The organism is Catenulispora subtropica (genome assembly GCF_039531675.1).
Classification (GTDB): Bacteria; Actinomycetota; Actinomycetes; order Streptomycetales; family Catenulisporaceae; genus Catenulispora; species Catenulispora subtropica.
The window spans coordinates 64969-80733 of the sequence record NZ_BAAAQM010000031.1; the positions used below are offsets into that span (position 1 = coordinate 64969).

Genomic DNA, 15765 nt, shown 5'->3' on the forward strand with positions numbered 1-15765 from the left:
TTGAGTGAGGGGTTCGATATGGAGCCGGAGCGGCACGCGGCCACGTTCGCGCAGCGACGCCTGTGGTTGCTGCAGGAGGTGGATCCGGAGGCGACCGCGTATCACGTCACTGAGATCTTCACGGTCTCGGGGCGGCTCGACACGGCCGTGCTGGAGCGGGCCGCCCGGGAGCTCTGCGTCCGCCACGAAGCGCTGCGGACCCGGTTCGAGCAGGCCGACGACGCGATCACGCAGGTGGTGGCCGCTCCGGACGACGATCACGCTCGCCCGGGGTTCGAGGTGTCCCGCGTCGAACCCGCGGCCGTGCCGGAGTTCCGCCGGGCGGCGCTGGCGAAGCCGTTCGATCTCAGGACGGGCCCGCTGCTGCGGGTGCACGTCGCCGAACTCGGTCCGGACCGGTACGACGTCGTCGTCACCGCGCATCACATCGTCTGTGACGGCTGGTCGATGGGTCTGCTGCTGGCCGAGTTGTCGAGCCTGTATCGCAGCTTCCTGAACGGGGAGCCCTCGGGCCTCACCGAGCCGGAACTCCAGTATTCCGACTACGCCGTCTGGGAACGGGAGTGGCTCGACGAGACGCGGGTCGACGAGTGCCTGCGGTACTGGCGCGGGCACCTGGCCGGCGCCCCGACGGTGCTGACGCTGCCCGCCGACCGGCCCCGCCGGGCGACGGCCTTCTCCGCGGGCGACGTCCACGAGTTCCCGGTCTCCGAGGCGCTGACCGCGCGTCTGGAGGATCTGGCGCGCGTGACGAGGTCGAGCCTGTCGATCGTGCTGCTGGCGGTCTACCACGTCCTGCTGGCCCGGCTGAGCGGGGAACGGGACGTCCTGGTGGGCTACCCGGTCAGCGGCCGCACCGAGGCCGGTTCCGAGTCGCTGGTCGGGATGCTCGTCAACACCCTGCCGTTGCGCGGCGACATGCGCGACGACCCCACGTTCCACGATCTGCTGCTGCGGGTCCGCTCCAGCGTGCTGAACGGCCAGGAGTACGGGGAGCTGCCGTTCGAGCGGGTCGTCGAGGACGTCCACCCGGACCGCACCCTCGGCGTCAATCCGCTGGTGCAGGTGATGTTCCAGTACCTCGACGACACGTTCGCGGCGGCGCTGGCGCTGGAAGGCACCACCGCCGAGCGCGTCCAGGAAGCACAGCCCTGGACCGACCTCGATCTGGCGCTGGACGTGTTCCGGGAGGGCCCCGCGCTGCGGGCGTCGTTCAACTACAACGCGGACCTGTTCGACCGGGAGACCGTGGTCCGGTTCGCGGAGCGCTTCCTGGTCCTGCTCACCGCCGCGACCAAGTACCCGGAGACCCGGGTGTCCGCTCTGCCGTTGCTGTCCGTGGCCGACCAGGCGGCGCTCAAGCAGCTCGGTCGAGGCGAGACCGTGCCGGTGCCGGCGGACGCGACCGTGGTGAGCGCCCTGTGCGATCAGATCGCGGCGCGGCCGCACGATGTCGCCGTCGAGGACGCCGGACGGCAGCTCACCTATCAGGAGCTCGGCGAGGCGATCGATGCGCTGGCCGCCGAGCTCGCGGCACGCGGCGTCGTCCACGGTGATCGGGTGGCACTCCTGGCCACGCGCTCAGCGCTGCTCCCGGTCGGCGTCTTCGGCGTCCTGCGCGCCGGGGCCGTTCTGGTCCCGATGGATCCGGCGAACCCGTTCGAGCGGCTGCACGCCATGGCGGACGAAGCCGCCGTGACCGTCGTGGTGGCCGACGCCGCGACCCGAGCCGCCGCCGCACGGCTGGACCTGCCGCTGGTCGACCTCGCCGAGGCGTCCGCTCAGCGGATCCGGCCGGCCGACGACGTCGCGGCCCCCGTACCGCAGGACCCTGCGTACATCCTCTTCACTTCCGGCTCGACCTCCACCCCCAAGGGCGTCGTCGTCCAGCACGGCGCGCTGGCGAACCTGTATCACTCGCACCGCGCCTCGCACTACCGCGCCATGGCGCCGACCGATGCGCGGCGCCGGCTCCGCGTCGCCTACACGATGTCGGTCGCGTTCGACGCGAGCTGGGACCAGCTGCTCTGGATGGTGGACGGCAACCTGCTGTCCGTCTTCGACGACGACACGGCGCGCGACGCGCACCTGCTGCTCGCCGGTCTGCGCGCGCGACAAATCGACGTGCTGGAGGCGACTCCGTCGTTCGCGGAGCACCTCGTCGGCCTCGGCCTGCTGGACGCGACGCCGGCGCCGACGCGGTTCGTGCTCGGCGGCGAGGCCATGCGGCCGTCGCTGTGGGCGCGGTTCGCGGCGCTGCCGGAGACCAAGGTGCTCAACCTCTACGGACCGACCGAGTTCACCGTGGACGCCTTGGGCGCGATGGTGACCGGCGACAGCGGCCCGGTGATCGGACGACCGATGGCGAACTGCGCGGTGGCGCTGCTCGACGCGGCCGGGCGGCCGGTGCCGGTGGGCGTCGTCGGCGAGATCTGCCTGTCCGGTCCGCAGCTCGCACTGGGCTATCTCAACGATCCCGCCAAGACCGCGGCGTCCTTCGTCCCGGACCCCCACGGCTCCGTGCCGGGCGCGCGGCTGTACCGAACCGGGGATCTGGGGCGCCTGCGCGCCGACGGCGTGGTGGAGTTCGTCGGGCGCGCCGACGGGCAGGTGAAGATCCGGGGCTACCGGGTCGATCCCGGCGAGGTCGAGTCCGCCCTGCTCGCGCATCCCGGCGTCGAGGACGCCGCGGTCGTCGCGCGCCGCGACGGGCACGGGAACCTGCGGCTGGTCGGCTACATCGTGGCCCGGGACGTCGTGCCGAGCAGCGAACTGCGGGAGCACTTGGCCCAGCGGCTGCCCGAATACATGCTGCCGACCGCGGTGCTCGAGGTGTCGGAGATCCCTCGCAACGTCAGCGGCAAGGTCGCCGCCACCGAGCTGCCCGAGCCGGACGCGGCCTCGCTGCGCTCGGAGGAGTTCGTCGCCCCGGTCGGCCGGGTCGAGGGTGATCTGGCCGAGATCTTCGCGGCCGTGCTCGGCGTCGACGGCGTGGGCCGGTTCGACGACTTCTTCCGCCTCGGCGGCCACTCGCTGTCCGCGGTCCAGCTGATCACGCGGATCCGCGAAGGCCTCGGCTGCGACCTGTCGCTGCGCAGCCTGTTCGAGCATCCGACGGTCGCCGGGCTCGCCGCCGAACTGGTCGAGCGGGCCGCCGAGAACCGGCCGATCCCCGCACTGGAGCACGGTGACAGGGCCCTGGCTTCCACCGCGCAACAGCGGCTGTGGCTCACCCAGCTGATGGCGCCGGAGGACACCGGCTACAACATGGTCGAGGCGGTGCGGCTGCGCGGCGTGCTGGACGTGCCGACGCTGGCGAAGGCCCTCGACGTCCTGGTCTCCCGGCACGATGTGCTCCGCAGCACCTACGACCTCGGCGACGACCACCTGCTGCAGTCCGTCTCGCCGGACTGGGGCCGGGAGGTCGTCCGCCTCGACCTGGCGGGGCTTCCGGCCGAGCAGGCGTGGCGGCGTGCCGAGGACTTCGTGCAGGACGTCGGCCGCCGCGCCTACGACCTCGCCGCGGGACCGTTGTGCGAGGCGGCCGTGCTGTCGTTCGGAGCCGACGACCATCTGCTCGTCTTCGGGGCGCACCACGTGGTCTGCGACGGCTGGTCCGTCAAGGTCCTGCTCGCGGAGGTCGCGGCCCACTACCGCGACCTGCTGGCCGGCCGGGCGCCGCAGTTGCCCGCGCCCCGGATCCAGTACCAGGACTTCGCCGCCTGGGAGCGCAGCGCCGAGTACGAGACGGGGTTGGCCGAGCACCTCGCCTACTGGCGCGGTCAGCTGGCCGACGCGCCGGCCGAGCTTGCTCCGCCCGGTATGCGCGAGCGGCCGCCGGTGCGCTCCGGGCGCGGCGCCACGGTCGCGTTCACCGTCCCGGCGGACGTGACCGGGGAGCTGACCCGGCTCGCGCTGAGCCGGAACACCACGCTGTTCAGCGCCCTGCTCGCCGGTTTCGAGGTGCTCCTCGCCCGCTGGACCGGGCGCCGCGACCTGCTGGTCGGGGTGCCGGTCGCCGGACGGACGCGGTCGGAGCTGGAGGATCTGGTCGGGTTGTTCGTCAACATCCTGCCGATGCGCGCGGACCTGGGCGGCGAGCGGCGGTTCGTGGAGTTCCTCGACCAGGTGCGGGACACGGCCCTGGCCGCGTACGCGCACCAGGAGCTGCCGTTCGAGCGCATGGTCGAGGCGGTCAACCCGGACCGGGAGCTCAGCCTCAACCCCCTGGTCCAGGTCACCTGCCAGTTGTTCGAGGAGACCGGCGCGGAGGTGTTCCGGGTCGACGGCGTGACAGCGGAGTCGGTCCAGCTCGACATCCCGAGCAGCCGCTTCGATCTGTCGCTGGATCTGATGCGCCGGGGGGACGGGCTGTCGGGAGAGCTCATCTATGACACGGACTTGTTCGAACCGGAGGCGGTGGCACGCTTGGCCGAGGACTATGCCGCGCTGTTGCGTGAGGTGAGTCAGGACCCGGATCTGCTCGTTCCCGCCGAGAAGGTGGACGTGGAGCGCGTCGAGGCGGCGCTGGTGGCGCATCCGCAGATCCGGGCGGCGGAGGTCACTGTGGGGCAGGACGACCAGGGCCGCCCTGAGCTCATCGCGCACTTGGTGCCCGAGGAGCAGATCAACGCAGAAGACTTCGAAGACTTCATGGAGTCCTGGCGCTTCGTCTTCGAGAGCACCTACGTGCCGGACGCGGACGGCACCGGCGAGGACGCGGCGTTGCAAGGCTGGGTCGACAGCTTCACCCAGTCGAACATCCCGCCGGAAGACATGCGCGAATGGGTCGAGGCGACGGTCGGCCGTGTGCTGGCGCTCGCCCCGGAGCGTCTGCTGGAAGTCGGCGCGGGGACCGGCCTGCTGGTGCGTCCGCTGTGCGAGCGCGCCGCGCCGGCGGTCTATGTGGCGACCGACTACGCGGACTCGGCGATCGAGCCGCTGGAGCGCGCCGCGGCGCGGCTCGCGCAGGCCGGCGTGCCGACCGCGGTGGCGATCCACCAGGCCGAGGCCGTCGACGCGCCGACGGTCGTGCCGGGGACGTACGACACGATCGTGCTCAACTCGGTGGCGCAGTACTTCCCTTCGCTCGCGTACCTCCACCGCTTCCTCGACCAAGCGCTGTCCGTCCTTCGACCGGGAGGGCACATCTTCCTGGGCGACCTGCGTAACAGTGCTCTGCTGGAGGCATTCCTCAGCCTGCGAGAGCAGCGAAGGCACGGCGCCCACGCCGCTCACGAGGACGTCGCCGCCGCGGTCGGCAGGGCACTCGGCACCGACAGCGAGCTGAGCGTCGATCCGCTGTTCTTCAGCGAGCTGCTGAACCAGGACGACCGGGTCAGCGCGGTCGAGGTCGCGCCCCGGCGCGGTACGGCGGTCAACGAGATGGCGCTGTTCCGCTACGACGTGATCGTGCACGGTGGCTGTGCCGTCGAGGCCGACGACACGCGGTGGCAGGCCGACGCACCGGCGAGCCCGGCCGCGATCGAGCGACGGCTGGCCGCCGAGACCCGGCCGTTCGGTTACCGGCGGCTGGCCAACGCCCGCCTCACTGAGGCGCTGGACCTGCGGGACGGCTACGGATTCGGCGACACCGTCGCCGCCTCGGGCGCCTTCGACCCGGAGGCGCTGTGGCGGCTCGGCGCGCGCCACGGCTGGTCGACGCGGATCGGCTGGGGGCACGGTGACGCCGACGGCACCCTCGAAGTGGCGTTCCTGCCCGGCGATCGGCCGTCTCACTACACCCTCAGCGCACCGCTCACAGCGGCCGACCGGCCGGATCCCGTGAGGGTGCTGGCTCCGCAGTTGGAGCGGGCGCTGACCGCCTCGCTGGAGCTGGCTCTCCAGGACGGCGGGCTGCCCGCCGAGCTGATCCCCCGTCGGTTCGTGTTCCACCTGGGCCCGCTGCCCGTCGCCGCGGGAAGGCGGTGACCGGGATGGCCGAGCGGATCATCGTCAAGGTCGGCACCTCCTCGCTCGTCGCCGGCGGCCGTGTGGACCCGGACAGGGCGGCCGTCCTCGTCGAGGAGGTCGCAGGCCTGGTCCGGGCCGGACTGCAACCGGTGCTGGTGGCCTCCGGCGCGATCGCCTTGGGCCGGGCCGTGGGTGCGGAACAACGGCAGCTCGCGGCGGCGCTCGGCCAGGGGCCCTTCTTCGAGGCGTTGCGCACGCGTCTGGCAGACCACGAACTCACCGCGGCGCAGTTCCTCCTCACTCCGGTGGATCTCGTCGACCCCCGCCATCATCCCGGGGTGCGGGCCACCCTGGAACACGCGCTCGACAAGGGCGTGATCCCCGTCGTCAACGAGAACGACGCGGTACGGGTGCGCAACAACGACATCCTCGCCGCGTTGCTCAGCGCCCTGCTTCGCGCGCGCATGTTGGTGCTGCTGACCGATGTCCCGGGGCTCTACGACAAGGACCCTCGCACCGCCCCGGACGCCCGCCTCATCCCCGAGATCAAGGGCATGACCGTCGAGGTGGAACGCCTGGCCGGCGCGACGGGGAGCGGTCCGGGCACCGGCGGCATGGTCAGCAAGCTGGGGGCCGTCTGGATCGCGACCACGGCGGGTGCGAGCGCCGCCATCGTCGGCGCGCACCAGCCCGGCGCGCTGCCGCGGCTGCTGCGCGGGGAGTCGGTGGGCACGATCGTCCATCCGCGCTCGACGGTCCCCGGTTACGGGCTCGAACGCCTGTGGCTCGCCTTCGGCGAGCCGCCCGCCGGCACCGTCGTCTGCCTGCCCGGCACCCGGCGCCTGGTCGCCGCGGACGAGCCGGTGCCGCGCGAGGCGGTGATCCGCACCGCGGGGCGGTTCACCGAGGGAGACGTCGTCGACCTCGCCGTCCCCGGCGGCGAGGTGATCGCCCGCGGCCGCATCCGGCGGACGGCGGTCCCCCCGTCCGAATACGTCAGCTTCCTGGAGGCCTCCTGATGACCGTCACCGATCTGTGCCGCGGTGCCGCCGCCGCGGCCCGCCAGTTGCGCCTGACCCCCACCGAGGTGAAGGACCGGGTGCTCGAGCAGTTCGCCGCCGCGATCGACGGCCAGCGGGAGCGGCTGAAGGCGGCCAACGCGCTGGATGTGGAGGCCGCCCGGGAGGCCGGGACGTCGGACACCCTGATCGACCGGCTCACCTTGACCGACAAGCGGATCTCCGGCATGGCCGGGGCCATCCGCACGATCGTCGGCCTGCCCGACCCGGTCGGCGCGGTGACCGGCGGCCGCACCCGCCCCAACGGGCTGCTGATCGAGCAGGTGCGCGAACCGCTCGGAGTGGTGGCCGTGGTCTACGAGGCGCGGCCGAACGTCACCGCGGACGTCGCGGCGCTGTGCCTGAAGTCCGGCAACGCAGCCGTGCTGCGCGGCTCGTCGATCGCCCGGCACAGCAACGCCGCGATCGCCGCGGTGATCGGGCGGGTGCTGGCCGACCAGGACGAGGTGCCCGCGGAGGCGGTGCAGCTGATCGCCGACACCTCGCACGACTCGGTGCTGGAGCTGCTGCACGCGCGCGACTTCGTCGATCTGGTGGTCCCGCGCGGCGGCCCCGGCCTGATCAACCTGGTGCGGGACAACGCGAAGGTCCCGACGGTGATCGACGGCGACGGGAACTGCCACACCTACGTCGACGCCTCCGCCGATCCCGCCATGGCGACGAGCATCGTGGTCAACGCGAAGACCTCGCGGCCGAGCGTGTGCAACGCCATGGAGACGCTCCTGGTCCACCGGGACCTGGCGGAGACGTGGCTGCCCGGCGCGCTGGACGAGCTGTCCGCGCTGGGCGTGGAGATCCGCGGCGACGAGCGCACCCGGCAGGCGTGGCCGAAGGCCGTGGAGGCGCTCGACGCGGACTGGTCCACGGAGTACCTCGACCTGATCCTGGCGGTCCGCGTCGTCGACGGCCTCGACCAGGCGCTGGATCACATCGACCGCTACGGCACCGGCAACGCCGACGGCATCGTGGCCGGGGACATCGCCGTCGCGCGCCGGTTCGCCCGGTCCGTCGACTCCGGCAGCGTCTTCGTCAACACCTCGACCCGCTACTCCGACGGCGGCGAGTTCGGCTACGGCGTCGAGATCGGGGTGTCGACGCAGAAGCTGCACGCCCGCGGTCCGATGGGGCTGGAGTCGCTGACCTGTGTGAAGAACGTCGTGTGGGGCGAGGGGCAGGTGCGGGTCCTGTGACGGGCACCGGAGCGACCGCGACGCTGGCGCCGCTGCGCCACTCGGCCCTGCTCGACGCGGTCGCGCAGGCGGCGTCGATCAAGCAGAACAACCGGGTCTACGAGCTGAAGGCGGCCGGGGCCGACGTCATCACGCTCTCGCTCGGCGAGGCGCTGTTCGACATCCCGATGCCGACCCTGGACGAGCTGGGCCCGGACGCCCACCGCTACTCGCACAGCCTCGGCGTCCACCTGCTGCGGGACAAACTCGCCAAGTACCACGAGCAGACCTCCGGCTCCCCGGTGGACCCGGACACCGAGATCATGGTCACCGCCGGATCCAAGTCGGCGCTCTACATGACACTGCTGGCGCTGGTGGAGCCGGGCGACGAGGTGATCGTCCCGGAGCCGATGTGGGTCAGCTACCACGACCAGGTCCGGCTGTGCCGGGGCGTGCCGGTCGCGGTGCCGTGGGACGGCACGGTCGAGGACATCGCGGCCCGGATCACCCGGCGCACGCGCGCGGTCATCGTCAACAACCCGCACAACCCGACCGGGCGGCGGATGCCGGCGGCCGAGCTGCTGCGGCTGCACGAGCTCGCCGAGGCGCACGGCCTGGCGCTGATCGCCGACGAGGTCTACAGCGAGTTCGTGCCCGACGACGCTCCCTACCCGCGCACCGGGACGTTCGACCCGGGCAAGGAGCACACGATCGTGTGCAACTCGATGTCGAAGAACTTCGGGATCTCCGGGTGGCGGATCGGCTACGTGATCGCCGACGAGCGGCTCATGCGGCAGCTGATGAAGCTGCAGCAGCACATGATCACGTGCGCCCCGACGATCCTGTGCCAGTACCTCGCGGAGAACTTCGAGACGGTGCTGGCGCGCACCCGGCCGCAGATCCGCCGCATGGTGGCGTTGCGCAACCGGATGGCCGCGGAGTTCGCGGCGCGCGGTGTCTCGTGCCTGCCCGGAGACTGCACCTTCTACCTGTTCCCCTCGCTCGGCTCCTCGCGGCTCACGTCCAGCGAGTTCGCCGACGAACTGCTGCGCCGCTACCGGGTGAGCACGGTCGCGGGGCTCGCCTACGGGCAGTCCTGCGACCGGTTCATCCGGGTGTCGGTGGGCGCCGAGCCGGAGGACCGGCTGCTGCGCGGCATCCACGCGGTCTGCGACCTGATCGAGGAGACCTCAGGGTTGGAGACAGGGCGCTGATGACGGAGACGACCGCGTCGTACCGGGCTGTGCTCGCCGTGCCGCACGCCGTGCCGACCTTCGCGGCGGCACTGGTGGGACGGCTGGCGTACGGAGTCGTGTTCCTGGCGCTGGTGCTGACGGTCAGCGGGTCCACGGGATCGTACTCCGCCGCCGGCGCGACGCTGGCCTTGTTCGGACTCACGAGTTCGGTGCTGGCGCCGTACCGGGCGCGTCTGCTCGACCGGTTCGACCCGCGGCGGGTGCTGCTGCCGATGGCCGGGCTGTGTGCGGCGCTGCTCGGTGTCGTCGCCGCCCTGGCGTGGCAGCCCGGCGCCCCTCGGTTCGCGGTGTGGCTGTCGGCGGCCGGGAGCGGGGCGTGCGTGCCTCCGCTGGGCCCGTTCATGCGCACGCTCTGGACCCGCCTCGTCCCCGATGAGCAGCTGCTCCAGCGGGCCTTCTCCCTGGACGCGGTCTGCGAGGAGCTGCTGTATGTCGTGGGACCGCTGGTGGCCGGTGCCTGCACGGCGTTCGGCCGGCCCGCGGCGGGCGTCGTGGTCAGCGCGGCGCTGCTCCTGGGGGGCACCGCGGCCCTGGCCTTCTCGCCGGCCGTGGCGTCATCATCGGGCACTGATCCGGTCGTCGGGGGACCGGCTCCCGCGGCGTCCTCGGACCGCGGTCTGTGGGCCGGGACCGGACTGGTCGATCCGGTCATGGTCACCGCCGGGCTCGGTCTTTGTCTGGGCGCGCTGGACCTGCTCATGGTGGCGTTCGCCACGGAGCACGGCAGCGCGGCCGGGGTCTCCTGGGTCACGGCCGCGATGGCGGTCGGCAGCGCGGTCGGCGGGCTGGCGTACGGCTCGCGCGCCTGGCGCGGGAGTCAGCGGGCGCGCCTGCCGCTGCTCGCGGCTCCGCTCGGGCTGTTCTGCGCCGTGGCCGGTCACGCCGGGAACATGGTCCTGTTCGTCGCGGCGGCGGCCGCCGTCGGACTGCTCATCTCGCCGATCCTCACCACCGCGTACCTGATCGCCGGCGAGCTGGGCGCGATCGGGCGCGGCACGGAGGCCGGCGCCTGGGTCAACAGCGCCTTCAACGCCGGGAACGCCGCCGGCGCGGCCGGCATCGGCCTCGTCCTCACCCATCTGTCGCTGCGCTGGTGCTTCGCGCTGGCCGGCTCGTCCCTGCTGGTCCCCGCCGTCCTGGTCGCCCTGCGGCTCGCGGGACCGGCCGCCACCGAACCCGAACCGCCCACCACCGTCCGTGCACTGTCATAACGATTGGGGAAGACTGTGACCATTCTCGAGACCGCGCCGAGCGACACCACCGAGGAGCAGAAGGTCCTCGTCCGCTCGGTCTACCAGCAGATCGCCGCCGAGTACGACGAGCGGATCCCGGGCTCGGGGCCCACGGACGAGGGCTTCACCGCGTCCGAGCACGAGTTCGTGCTCAGCAAGATCGCGTCCGGGCGGAAGGTCCTCGACATGGGCTGCGGGACCGGCCGGTTCACCGTGCCGATGGCCGAGGCCGGCGCCATCGTGAGCGGTCTGGACATCTCCCGGGCGATGCTCGACGTCACCCAGGCCAAGCTGGCCGAACAGGGGCTGGTCGCCGACCTCTACGAGGGCGACATGGCCGCGCTGCCGTTCGAGGACGACTCGTTCGACGTCGTGACCAGCATGCTGGCCCTGATGCACATCCCGCTGGCCGACCGGGGCCGGGTCTTCGCCGAGGCGGCCCGCGTGCTGCGGCCCGGCGGCCGGCTGGTCATCTGCGTCAAGAACAGCCTGTTCGAGCAGTTCTTCAAGGGCGACCGCTTCGCGACCGTCGACATCACCGACGTCGAGGGCGGACAGCTGCTGTTCACCAACACCCGCGGCGGCGAGGACCTGACCGCGCCCTGGCACAGCTTCAGCCCGCACGAGCTCAAGGCGTACTTCGCCGAGGCCGGGCTGGTCATGACCCACCTGCGCGGCAACTCGCCGATCTCGGCGTGGCTGGCCGACGAGGTCCTGGCCGACAGCGGTGTGGCCGGCGTGGTCCGCAGCCTGGAGCGCAACCTCGGCGACGTGCCGCCGTTCAACTACCTCGGCTACCACATCCTCGTCGAGGCCGTGAAGCTGGCGGGCTGACCATGGACACCAAGGACAAGCAGATCGTCGTGCTGAACGACGAGGAGCAGTACTCGATCTGGCCCGCCGACCGCCCGGTCCCGTCCGGGTGGCGCGACGCGGGCTTCGAAGGAGACAAGGAGGCGTGTCTGGCCCGCATCGCGGAGCTCTGGACCGACATGCGTCCCCTGAGCGTCCGCGGAAGCTCGGGCGGATGAGTCCCACCCTGATCGACCTGTTCGAACAGCAAGCGGACAGGGTCCCGGACGCTCTCGCCGTCATCGGCGAGGACGGCAGCCTGACCTACCGCGAGCTGGACGAAGCCGCGAACCGGACCGCCCTCGAGCTCATCGAGGGCGGTCTCACGGCGGGGCGGTCGGTCCTGTGCGGCTTCCAGCGCGGATGCGCGTCGCTGGTGGCGCAGCTCGCGGTCTACAAGGCCGGCGCGGTCTACGTACCGATCGACCCGGACGCACCGTGGGACCGGCTGCGGCAGTCGGCGGCCCGGACGCGGGCGGCGGCCGTGCTGACCGCCGAGCACCGGTACGGGAACCTGGCCGGCGTCGCCCCGCTGCATCGCGGCGTGGGCCTCACCGCCCGCAGCGCGGATCGGCCACACCGGTCCACGACCGCCGAAGACACCGCCTACATCGTCTTCACCTCCGGTTCGACCGGGGAGCCGAAGGGCGTCGTCGTGTCCCACCGCGCGATCGTGGGCACCGTCCTGGCCCGGTCCCGGCTCTACACCGAGCCGGTCCGCAGGCTCCTGATGATCTGGCAGGTGACCTTCGACGCCGCCATCGGCTGCACTTGGTGGGCGCTGGCGGACGGCGGCGCCGTCGAGTTCGCGCCCGCCTCACTCGACGGCATCATGGCCTCGGTCGACGCGATGCTCAGCGGCGCGATCCCGATCTCGCACACCGCGATGACGCCGTCGCACTATCACAGTGCCCTGCAACGCCTGGACGGCCCGGTCCGCGGCCCGTCGGCGGTCCTGGTCGTCGCCGGCGAGCCCTGCCCCGAACAGCTGGTGACCGACCACTTCGCAGCGCGGTCCCCGGCGCGGCTCTACAACGAGTACGGGCCCACCGAGGCCGCGGTCTGGTGCACCGGCGGCGAACTGCGCCCCGGCGAGGAGATCACCGTCGGCCCGGCCGTCGAGGGCGCCGGCATCCTGGTGCTGGACCCCGACGGGAACGAGGTCGGGCCCGGCGGGCGGGGCGAGGTGTTCGTGACCGGGGTCGGCCTGGCCGACGGCTACCTCGGCGATCCGGCGCAGACCGCCGCGCGCTTCGTCGAGCACCCGGCCGGCCGGCGCTACCGCACCGGCGACGTCGGGCGGCTGCGCCCGGACGGCCGGCTGGTCGTCGTCGGCCGCACCGACCACCAGATCAAGGTCCGCGGCTACCGCGTCGAGCCCGGCGAGGTCGAGACGGTCCTGCAGTCCCATCCAGAGGTCGCGCAGGCGGTGGTGACGGAGCGGCGGGGACGGCTCGTCGCCTTCGTCGTCCCGCGCGAACCCGTCGCTTCCGGGAGACTCCCATGACAGAACACATATCCACCCGCGTCAAGCAGGTCCTGGTCGACATCCTCGACATCGACATGGACGCCGCGGAGGTCGACGACGGCATCCCGCTGTACTCGACGCCGATCAGCCTGGACTCGCTGACGCTGCTGCGGCTGATCGCCGGGCTGGAGAAGGCCTTCGCCTGCGAGATCGACGACGAGGCCGTGATGACCGCGGACCTCGTCGACGTCGGCAGCCTGGTCGACCTGGTCCACGGCCAGCTGCGGACGGCCGGCCTCGTCCCGGATCCGAGCTTCTCATGAGCGCGTCCGTGAGCGTCCCGACCCACTGGTACAACGTCGTCGCCGAACTGGCCGGCTACGTCGCCGAGGAACGGCGGCCCGCGCTCCAGGTGGGATCGCACGGCATCCGGCCCCAGCTGCCGCTGTCGATCTACCGGCAGAGCGTGAGCGACGAGCCGTTCATCGAGATCCCGGCCGAGGTCCGGGCCCAGTACGAGCGCTGGAGACCGACCCCGCTGGTGCGGGCCCACCGGCTGGAGCGTCTGCTGAACACCCCGGCGCGGATCTACTACAAATGCGAGGCCGCGAGCCCCTCCGGCAGCCACAAGCTGAACTCGGCCGTCGCCCAGGCGTACTACTACAAGAAGGCCGGTGTCCGGGGGCTGGTCACCGGAACCGGCGCCGGGCAATGGGGTACGGCGCTGTCGATGGCCTGTGCCGCCTACGGCCTGGAGTGCACCGTCTACATGGTCCGGTGCAGCTACGAGCAGAAGCCGCAGCGGCGCGTCCTCATGGAGCTCAACGGCGCGCACGTGGTGCCGAGCCCGAGCGTGACGACCGAGGCCGGGCGGTCGATCCTGGCCGACGACCCGGACTGCCCGGGCAGCCTGTCCGTGGCCAGCTCCGAGGCGCACGAGTTCGCCCAGGACGGCGAGGGGATCCGGTACTCGGCCGGGAGCGGCGACAACCACGTCCTGCTGCACCAGACCGTCATCGGGCAGGAAGCCGTCGCGCAGATGGAGGCGCTCGGCGACTACCCCGACACCGTGGTGGCCGCCCTCGGCGCGGGCAGCAACTTCGCCGGGATCGCCATGCCCTTCCACCGGCAGGCGCGGATCACGGGGCGCCCCACGCGGCTGGTGGCCGTCGAGCCCAGGTCCTGTCCCAAGCTGACGCGGGGCGTCTACACGTGGGACCACCACGACGCCCTCGGCAACACCCCGATGTCGAAGATGTACACGCTCGGCCACACCTTCATCCCCTCCCCCATCCACGCCGGCGGGCTGCGCTACCACGGGGCGGCTCCGGTGATCAGCTGGATGTACCACGAGGGCCTGATCGAGGCCGTGGCGCTCGGCCAGAGCGAGGTCTTCGCGGCGGGCGTCACCTTCGCCCGGGCCGAGCAGCTGATCCCGGCGCCGGAGTCCGCGCACGCGATCGCGCACGTCATCGACCGGGCGGTACGCGCGCGCGAGACCGGCACACCGGAGACGATCCTGTTCAACCTGAGCGGGCACGGGCTGATGGATCTCGGGTCCTACGACAAGTACCTCAACGGCCTGCTGGAATCCGACTCCGCCGCCGACGCCGAGGTGGAGCTGGCGCTGGCCAGGCTCTCGACGACGAGCGTGTGAGGAGCCTGTCATGGACCTCGCGTGGACCCCGGAGCAGCAGGAGGTGCACGACGTCCTCCGCGCCTGTCCGGACGACGGCGCGGACTGGAAGACGCTCGCGGCGGCCCAGGTGATGGCGCTGCCGATCCCGGAGGAGTACGGCGGTCTCGGCCACTCCCCGCTCACCTGCGCGTACGCCCTGGAAGGTCTCGGGTACGGCTGCCGGGACATCGGTCTGCTCATCCGGGCCGGGGCGCACATGTGGGCGGTGGAGGTTCCGGTTCTGCGCTACGGCACGGATCGGCAGCGGGACGCGTTCTTGCCCGGCCTGGCCGAAGGGCGGCTGATCGGCGCGCACGCCATCACCGAGACCGAGTCGGGCTCCGACGCGCTCGCCATGCGCGCCGTCGCGCGGCGGGAGGGCGACGGGTACGTGCTCAACGGCCGGAAGCGGTTCGTCACCAACGCGCCTGAGGCTGACGTGTTCCTGGTCTACGCGACACTGGGCCGGGCACTCGGCTTCACCGGGGTGACCGCCTTCCTGGTGGAGCGGGACAACCCCGGTCTGTGGGTGGAGCCGGAGCAGCCGAAGGCGGGGCTGGAATCCAGTCCATGGGGCCAGGTGGTGCTCGAGGAATGCAGCGTGGGACCGGAGGGTCTGCTCGGAGCCGAGAAACAGGGCTCTGAAATCTTCGGCACCGTGATGGCCTGGGAACGCACCCTGATACTGGCGCCCCTGTTGGGCGCCATGGAACGCCAGATCGAGGAGTGCGTCGACCGGGCCCGGAGCCGGCGCCAGTTCGGCCGCCGCATCGGCTCGTTCCAGGCGGTGGCGAACCGCATCGTGGAGATGCAGCACCGCCTGGAGACGTCCCGGGCCCTGGTGCGTTCCGCCGCCTGGGAACTGGCGCGGCCGCGCGGCCCGCGGGCGGCCCCGTCCTTCCTGCCGGAACTGGTGAAGCTCCATGTGAGCGAAGCGGCGGTGTCGACCTTCGAGGACGCCATGCAGATCTTCGGCGCGTCCGGCTACACCCGCGACGCCGGCATCGACCGGCGTCTGCGCGACGCCCTCGGCACCAGGATCTCCTCCGGCACCTCCGACATGCAGCGCGAGGTCATCGCCGGGAAGCTCGGTTTGAGATGACAGTGATGACAGTGAT

Annotated in this window: 11 protein-coding genes; all 11 read left to right on the plus strand. The window is 72.0% G+C overall.

From position 1 onward, the window contains the following. Positions 1–18: 18 nt before the first annotated feature. The 11 genes from ABD466_RS25370 to ABD466_RS25420 are packed head-to-tail and all read left to right on the plus strand — an operon-like array spanning position 19 to position 15749. Positions 19–5931 carry an amino acid adenylation domain-containing protein gene (locus ABD466_RS25370; RefSeq protein ID WP_344659667.1) on the plus strand — a complete coding sequence of 1971 codons (5913 nt, stop codon included), beginning with the start codon at positions 19–21 and terminating at the stop codon, positions 5929–5931. Between the two features lie 5 nt (positions 5932–5936). Beyond that, positions 5937–6932 carry a glutamate 5-kinase gene (proB, locus tag ABD466_RS25375; protein WP_344659668.1) on the plus strand — a complete coding sequence of 332 codons (996 nt, stop codon included), beginning with the start codon at positions 5937–5939 and terminating at the stop codon, positions 6930–6932. Beyond that, positions 6932–8182 (plus strand): glutamate-5-semialdehyde dehydrogenase, encoded by a 1251-nt coding sequence (locus tag ABD466_RS25380; protein WP_344659669.1) that lies wholly within the window; start codon positions 6932–6934, stop codon positions 8180–8182. Before proB ends, ABD466_RS25380 begins: the two co-directional genes overlap by 1 nt. Further along, a complete protein-coding gene (locus ABD466_RS25385; protein ID WP_344659670.1) occupies positions 8179–9375 on the plus strand; it encodes a pyridoxal phosphate-dependent aminotransferase in 1197 nt (398 codons plus the stop codon). The genes ABD466_RS25380 and ABD466_RS25385 overlap by 4 nt, the downstream gene beginning before the upstream one ends. Continuing rightward, entirely contained in the window at positions 9375–10628 is a 1254-nt protein-coding gene (locus tag ABD466_RS25390) for an MFS transporter (protein WP_344659671.1), read from the plus strand. Before ABD466_RS25385 ends, ABD466_RS25390 begins: the two co-directional genes overlap by 1 nt. A 15-nt stretch (positions 10629–10643) precedes the next feature. Then, the gene (locus tag ABD466_RS25395; protein ID WP_344659672.1) at positions 10644–11483 is read left to right on the plus strand and encodes a class I SAM-dependent methyltransferase; all 840 of its coding nucleotides are present in this window, start codon (positions 10644–10646) and stop codon (positions 11481–11483) included. Positions 11484–11485: 2 nt separating this feature from the next. Further along, on the plus strand, positions 11486–11680 hold the full coding sequence (locus ABD466_RS25400) for an MbtH family protein (RefSeq protein WP_344659673.1): 195 nt from the start codon (positions 11486–11488) through the stop codon (positions 11678–11680). After that, on the plus strand, positions 11677–13008 hold the full coding sequence (locus ABD466_RS25405) for an amino acid adenylation domain-containing protein (RefSeq protein ID WP_344659674.1): 1332 nt from the start codon (positions 11677–11679) through the stop codon (positions 13006–13008). The genes ABD466_RS25400 and ABD466_RS25405 overlap by 4 nt, the downstream gene beginning before the upstream one ends. Further along, complete coding sequence (locus ABD466_RS25410; protein ID WP_344659675.1) at positions 13005–13292, plus strand: acyl carrier protein; 288 nt, start codon at positions 13005–13007, stop codon at positions 13290–13292. Before ABD466_RS25405 ends, ABD466_RS25410 begins: the two co-directional genes overlap by 4 nt. An 8-nt stretch (positions 13293–13300) precedes the next feature. Beyond that, the gene (locus ABD466_RS25415; protein WP_344659676.1) at positions 13301–14626 is read left to right on the plus strand and encodes a TrpB-like pyridoxal phosphate-dependent enzyme; all 1326 of its coding nucleotides are present in this window, start codon (positions 13301–13303) and stop codon (positions 14624–14626) included. A 10-nt stretch (positions 14627–14636) separates the two neighbouring features. After that, on the plus strand, positions 14637–15749 hold the full coding sequence (locus ABD466_RS25420; protein ID WP_344659677.1) for an acyl-CoA dehydrogenase family protein: 1113 nt from the start codon (positions 14637–14639) through the stop codon (positions 15747–15749). The last annotated feature ends 16 nt before the right edge of the window (positions 15750–15765 follow it).

Coding starts and splice junctions, on each gene's coding strand:
- ABD466_RS25370 (WP_344659667.1), top strand. CDS start 19: ATGGAGCCGGAGCGGCACGCGGCCACGTTCGCGCAGCGACGCCTGTGG.
- proB (WP_344659668.1), top strand. CDS start 5,937: ATGGCCGAGCGGATCATCGTCAAGGTCGGCACCTCCTCGCTCGTCGCC.
- ABD466_RS25380 (WP_344659669.1), top strand. CDS start 6,932: ATGACCGTCACCGATCTGTGCCGCGGTGCCGCCGCCGCGGCCCGCCAG.
- ABD466_RS25390 (WP_344659671.1), top strand. CDS start 9,375: ATGACGGAGACGACCGCGTCGTACCGGGCTGTGCTCGCCGTGCCGCAC.
- ABD466_RS25400 (WP_344659673.1), top strand. CDS start 11,486: ATGGACACCAAGGACAAGCAGATCGTCGTGCTGAACGACGAGGAGCAG.
- ABD466_RS25405 (WP_344659674.1), top strand. CDS start 11,677: ATGAGTCCCACCCTGATCGACCTGTTCGAACAGCAAGCGGACAGGGTC.
- ABD466_RS25410 (WP_344659675.1), top strand. CDS start 13,005: ATGACAGAACACATATCCACCCGCGTCAAGCAGGTCCTGGTCGACATC.
- ABD466_RS25420 (WP_344659677.1), top strand. CDS start 14,637: ATGGACCTCGCGTGGACCCCGGAGCAGCAGGAGGTGCACGACGTCCTC.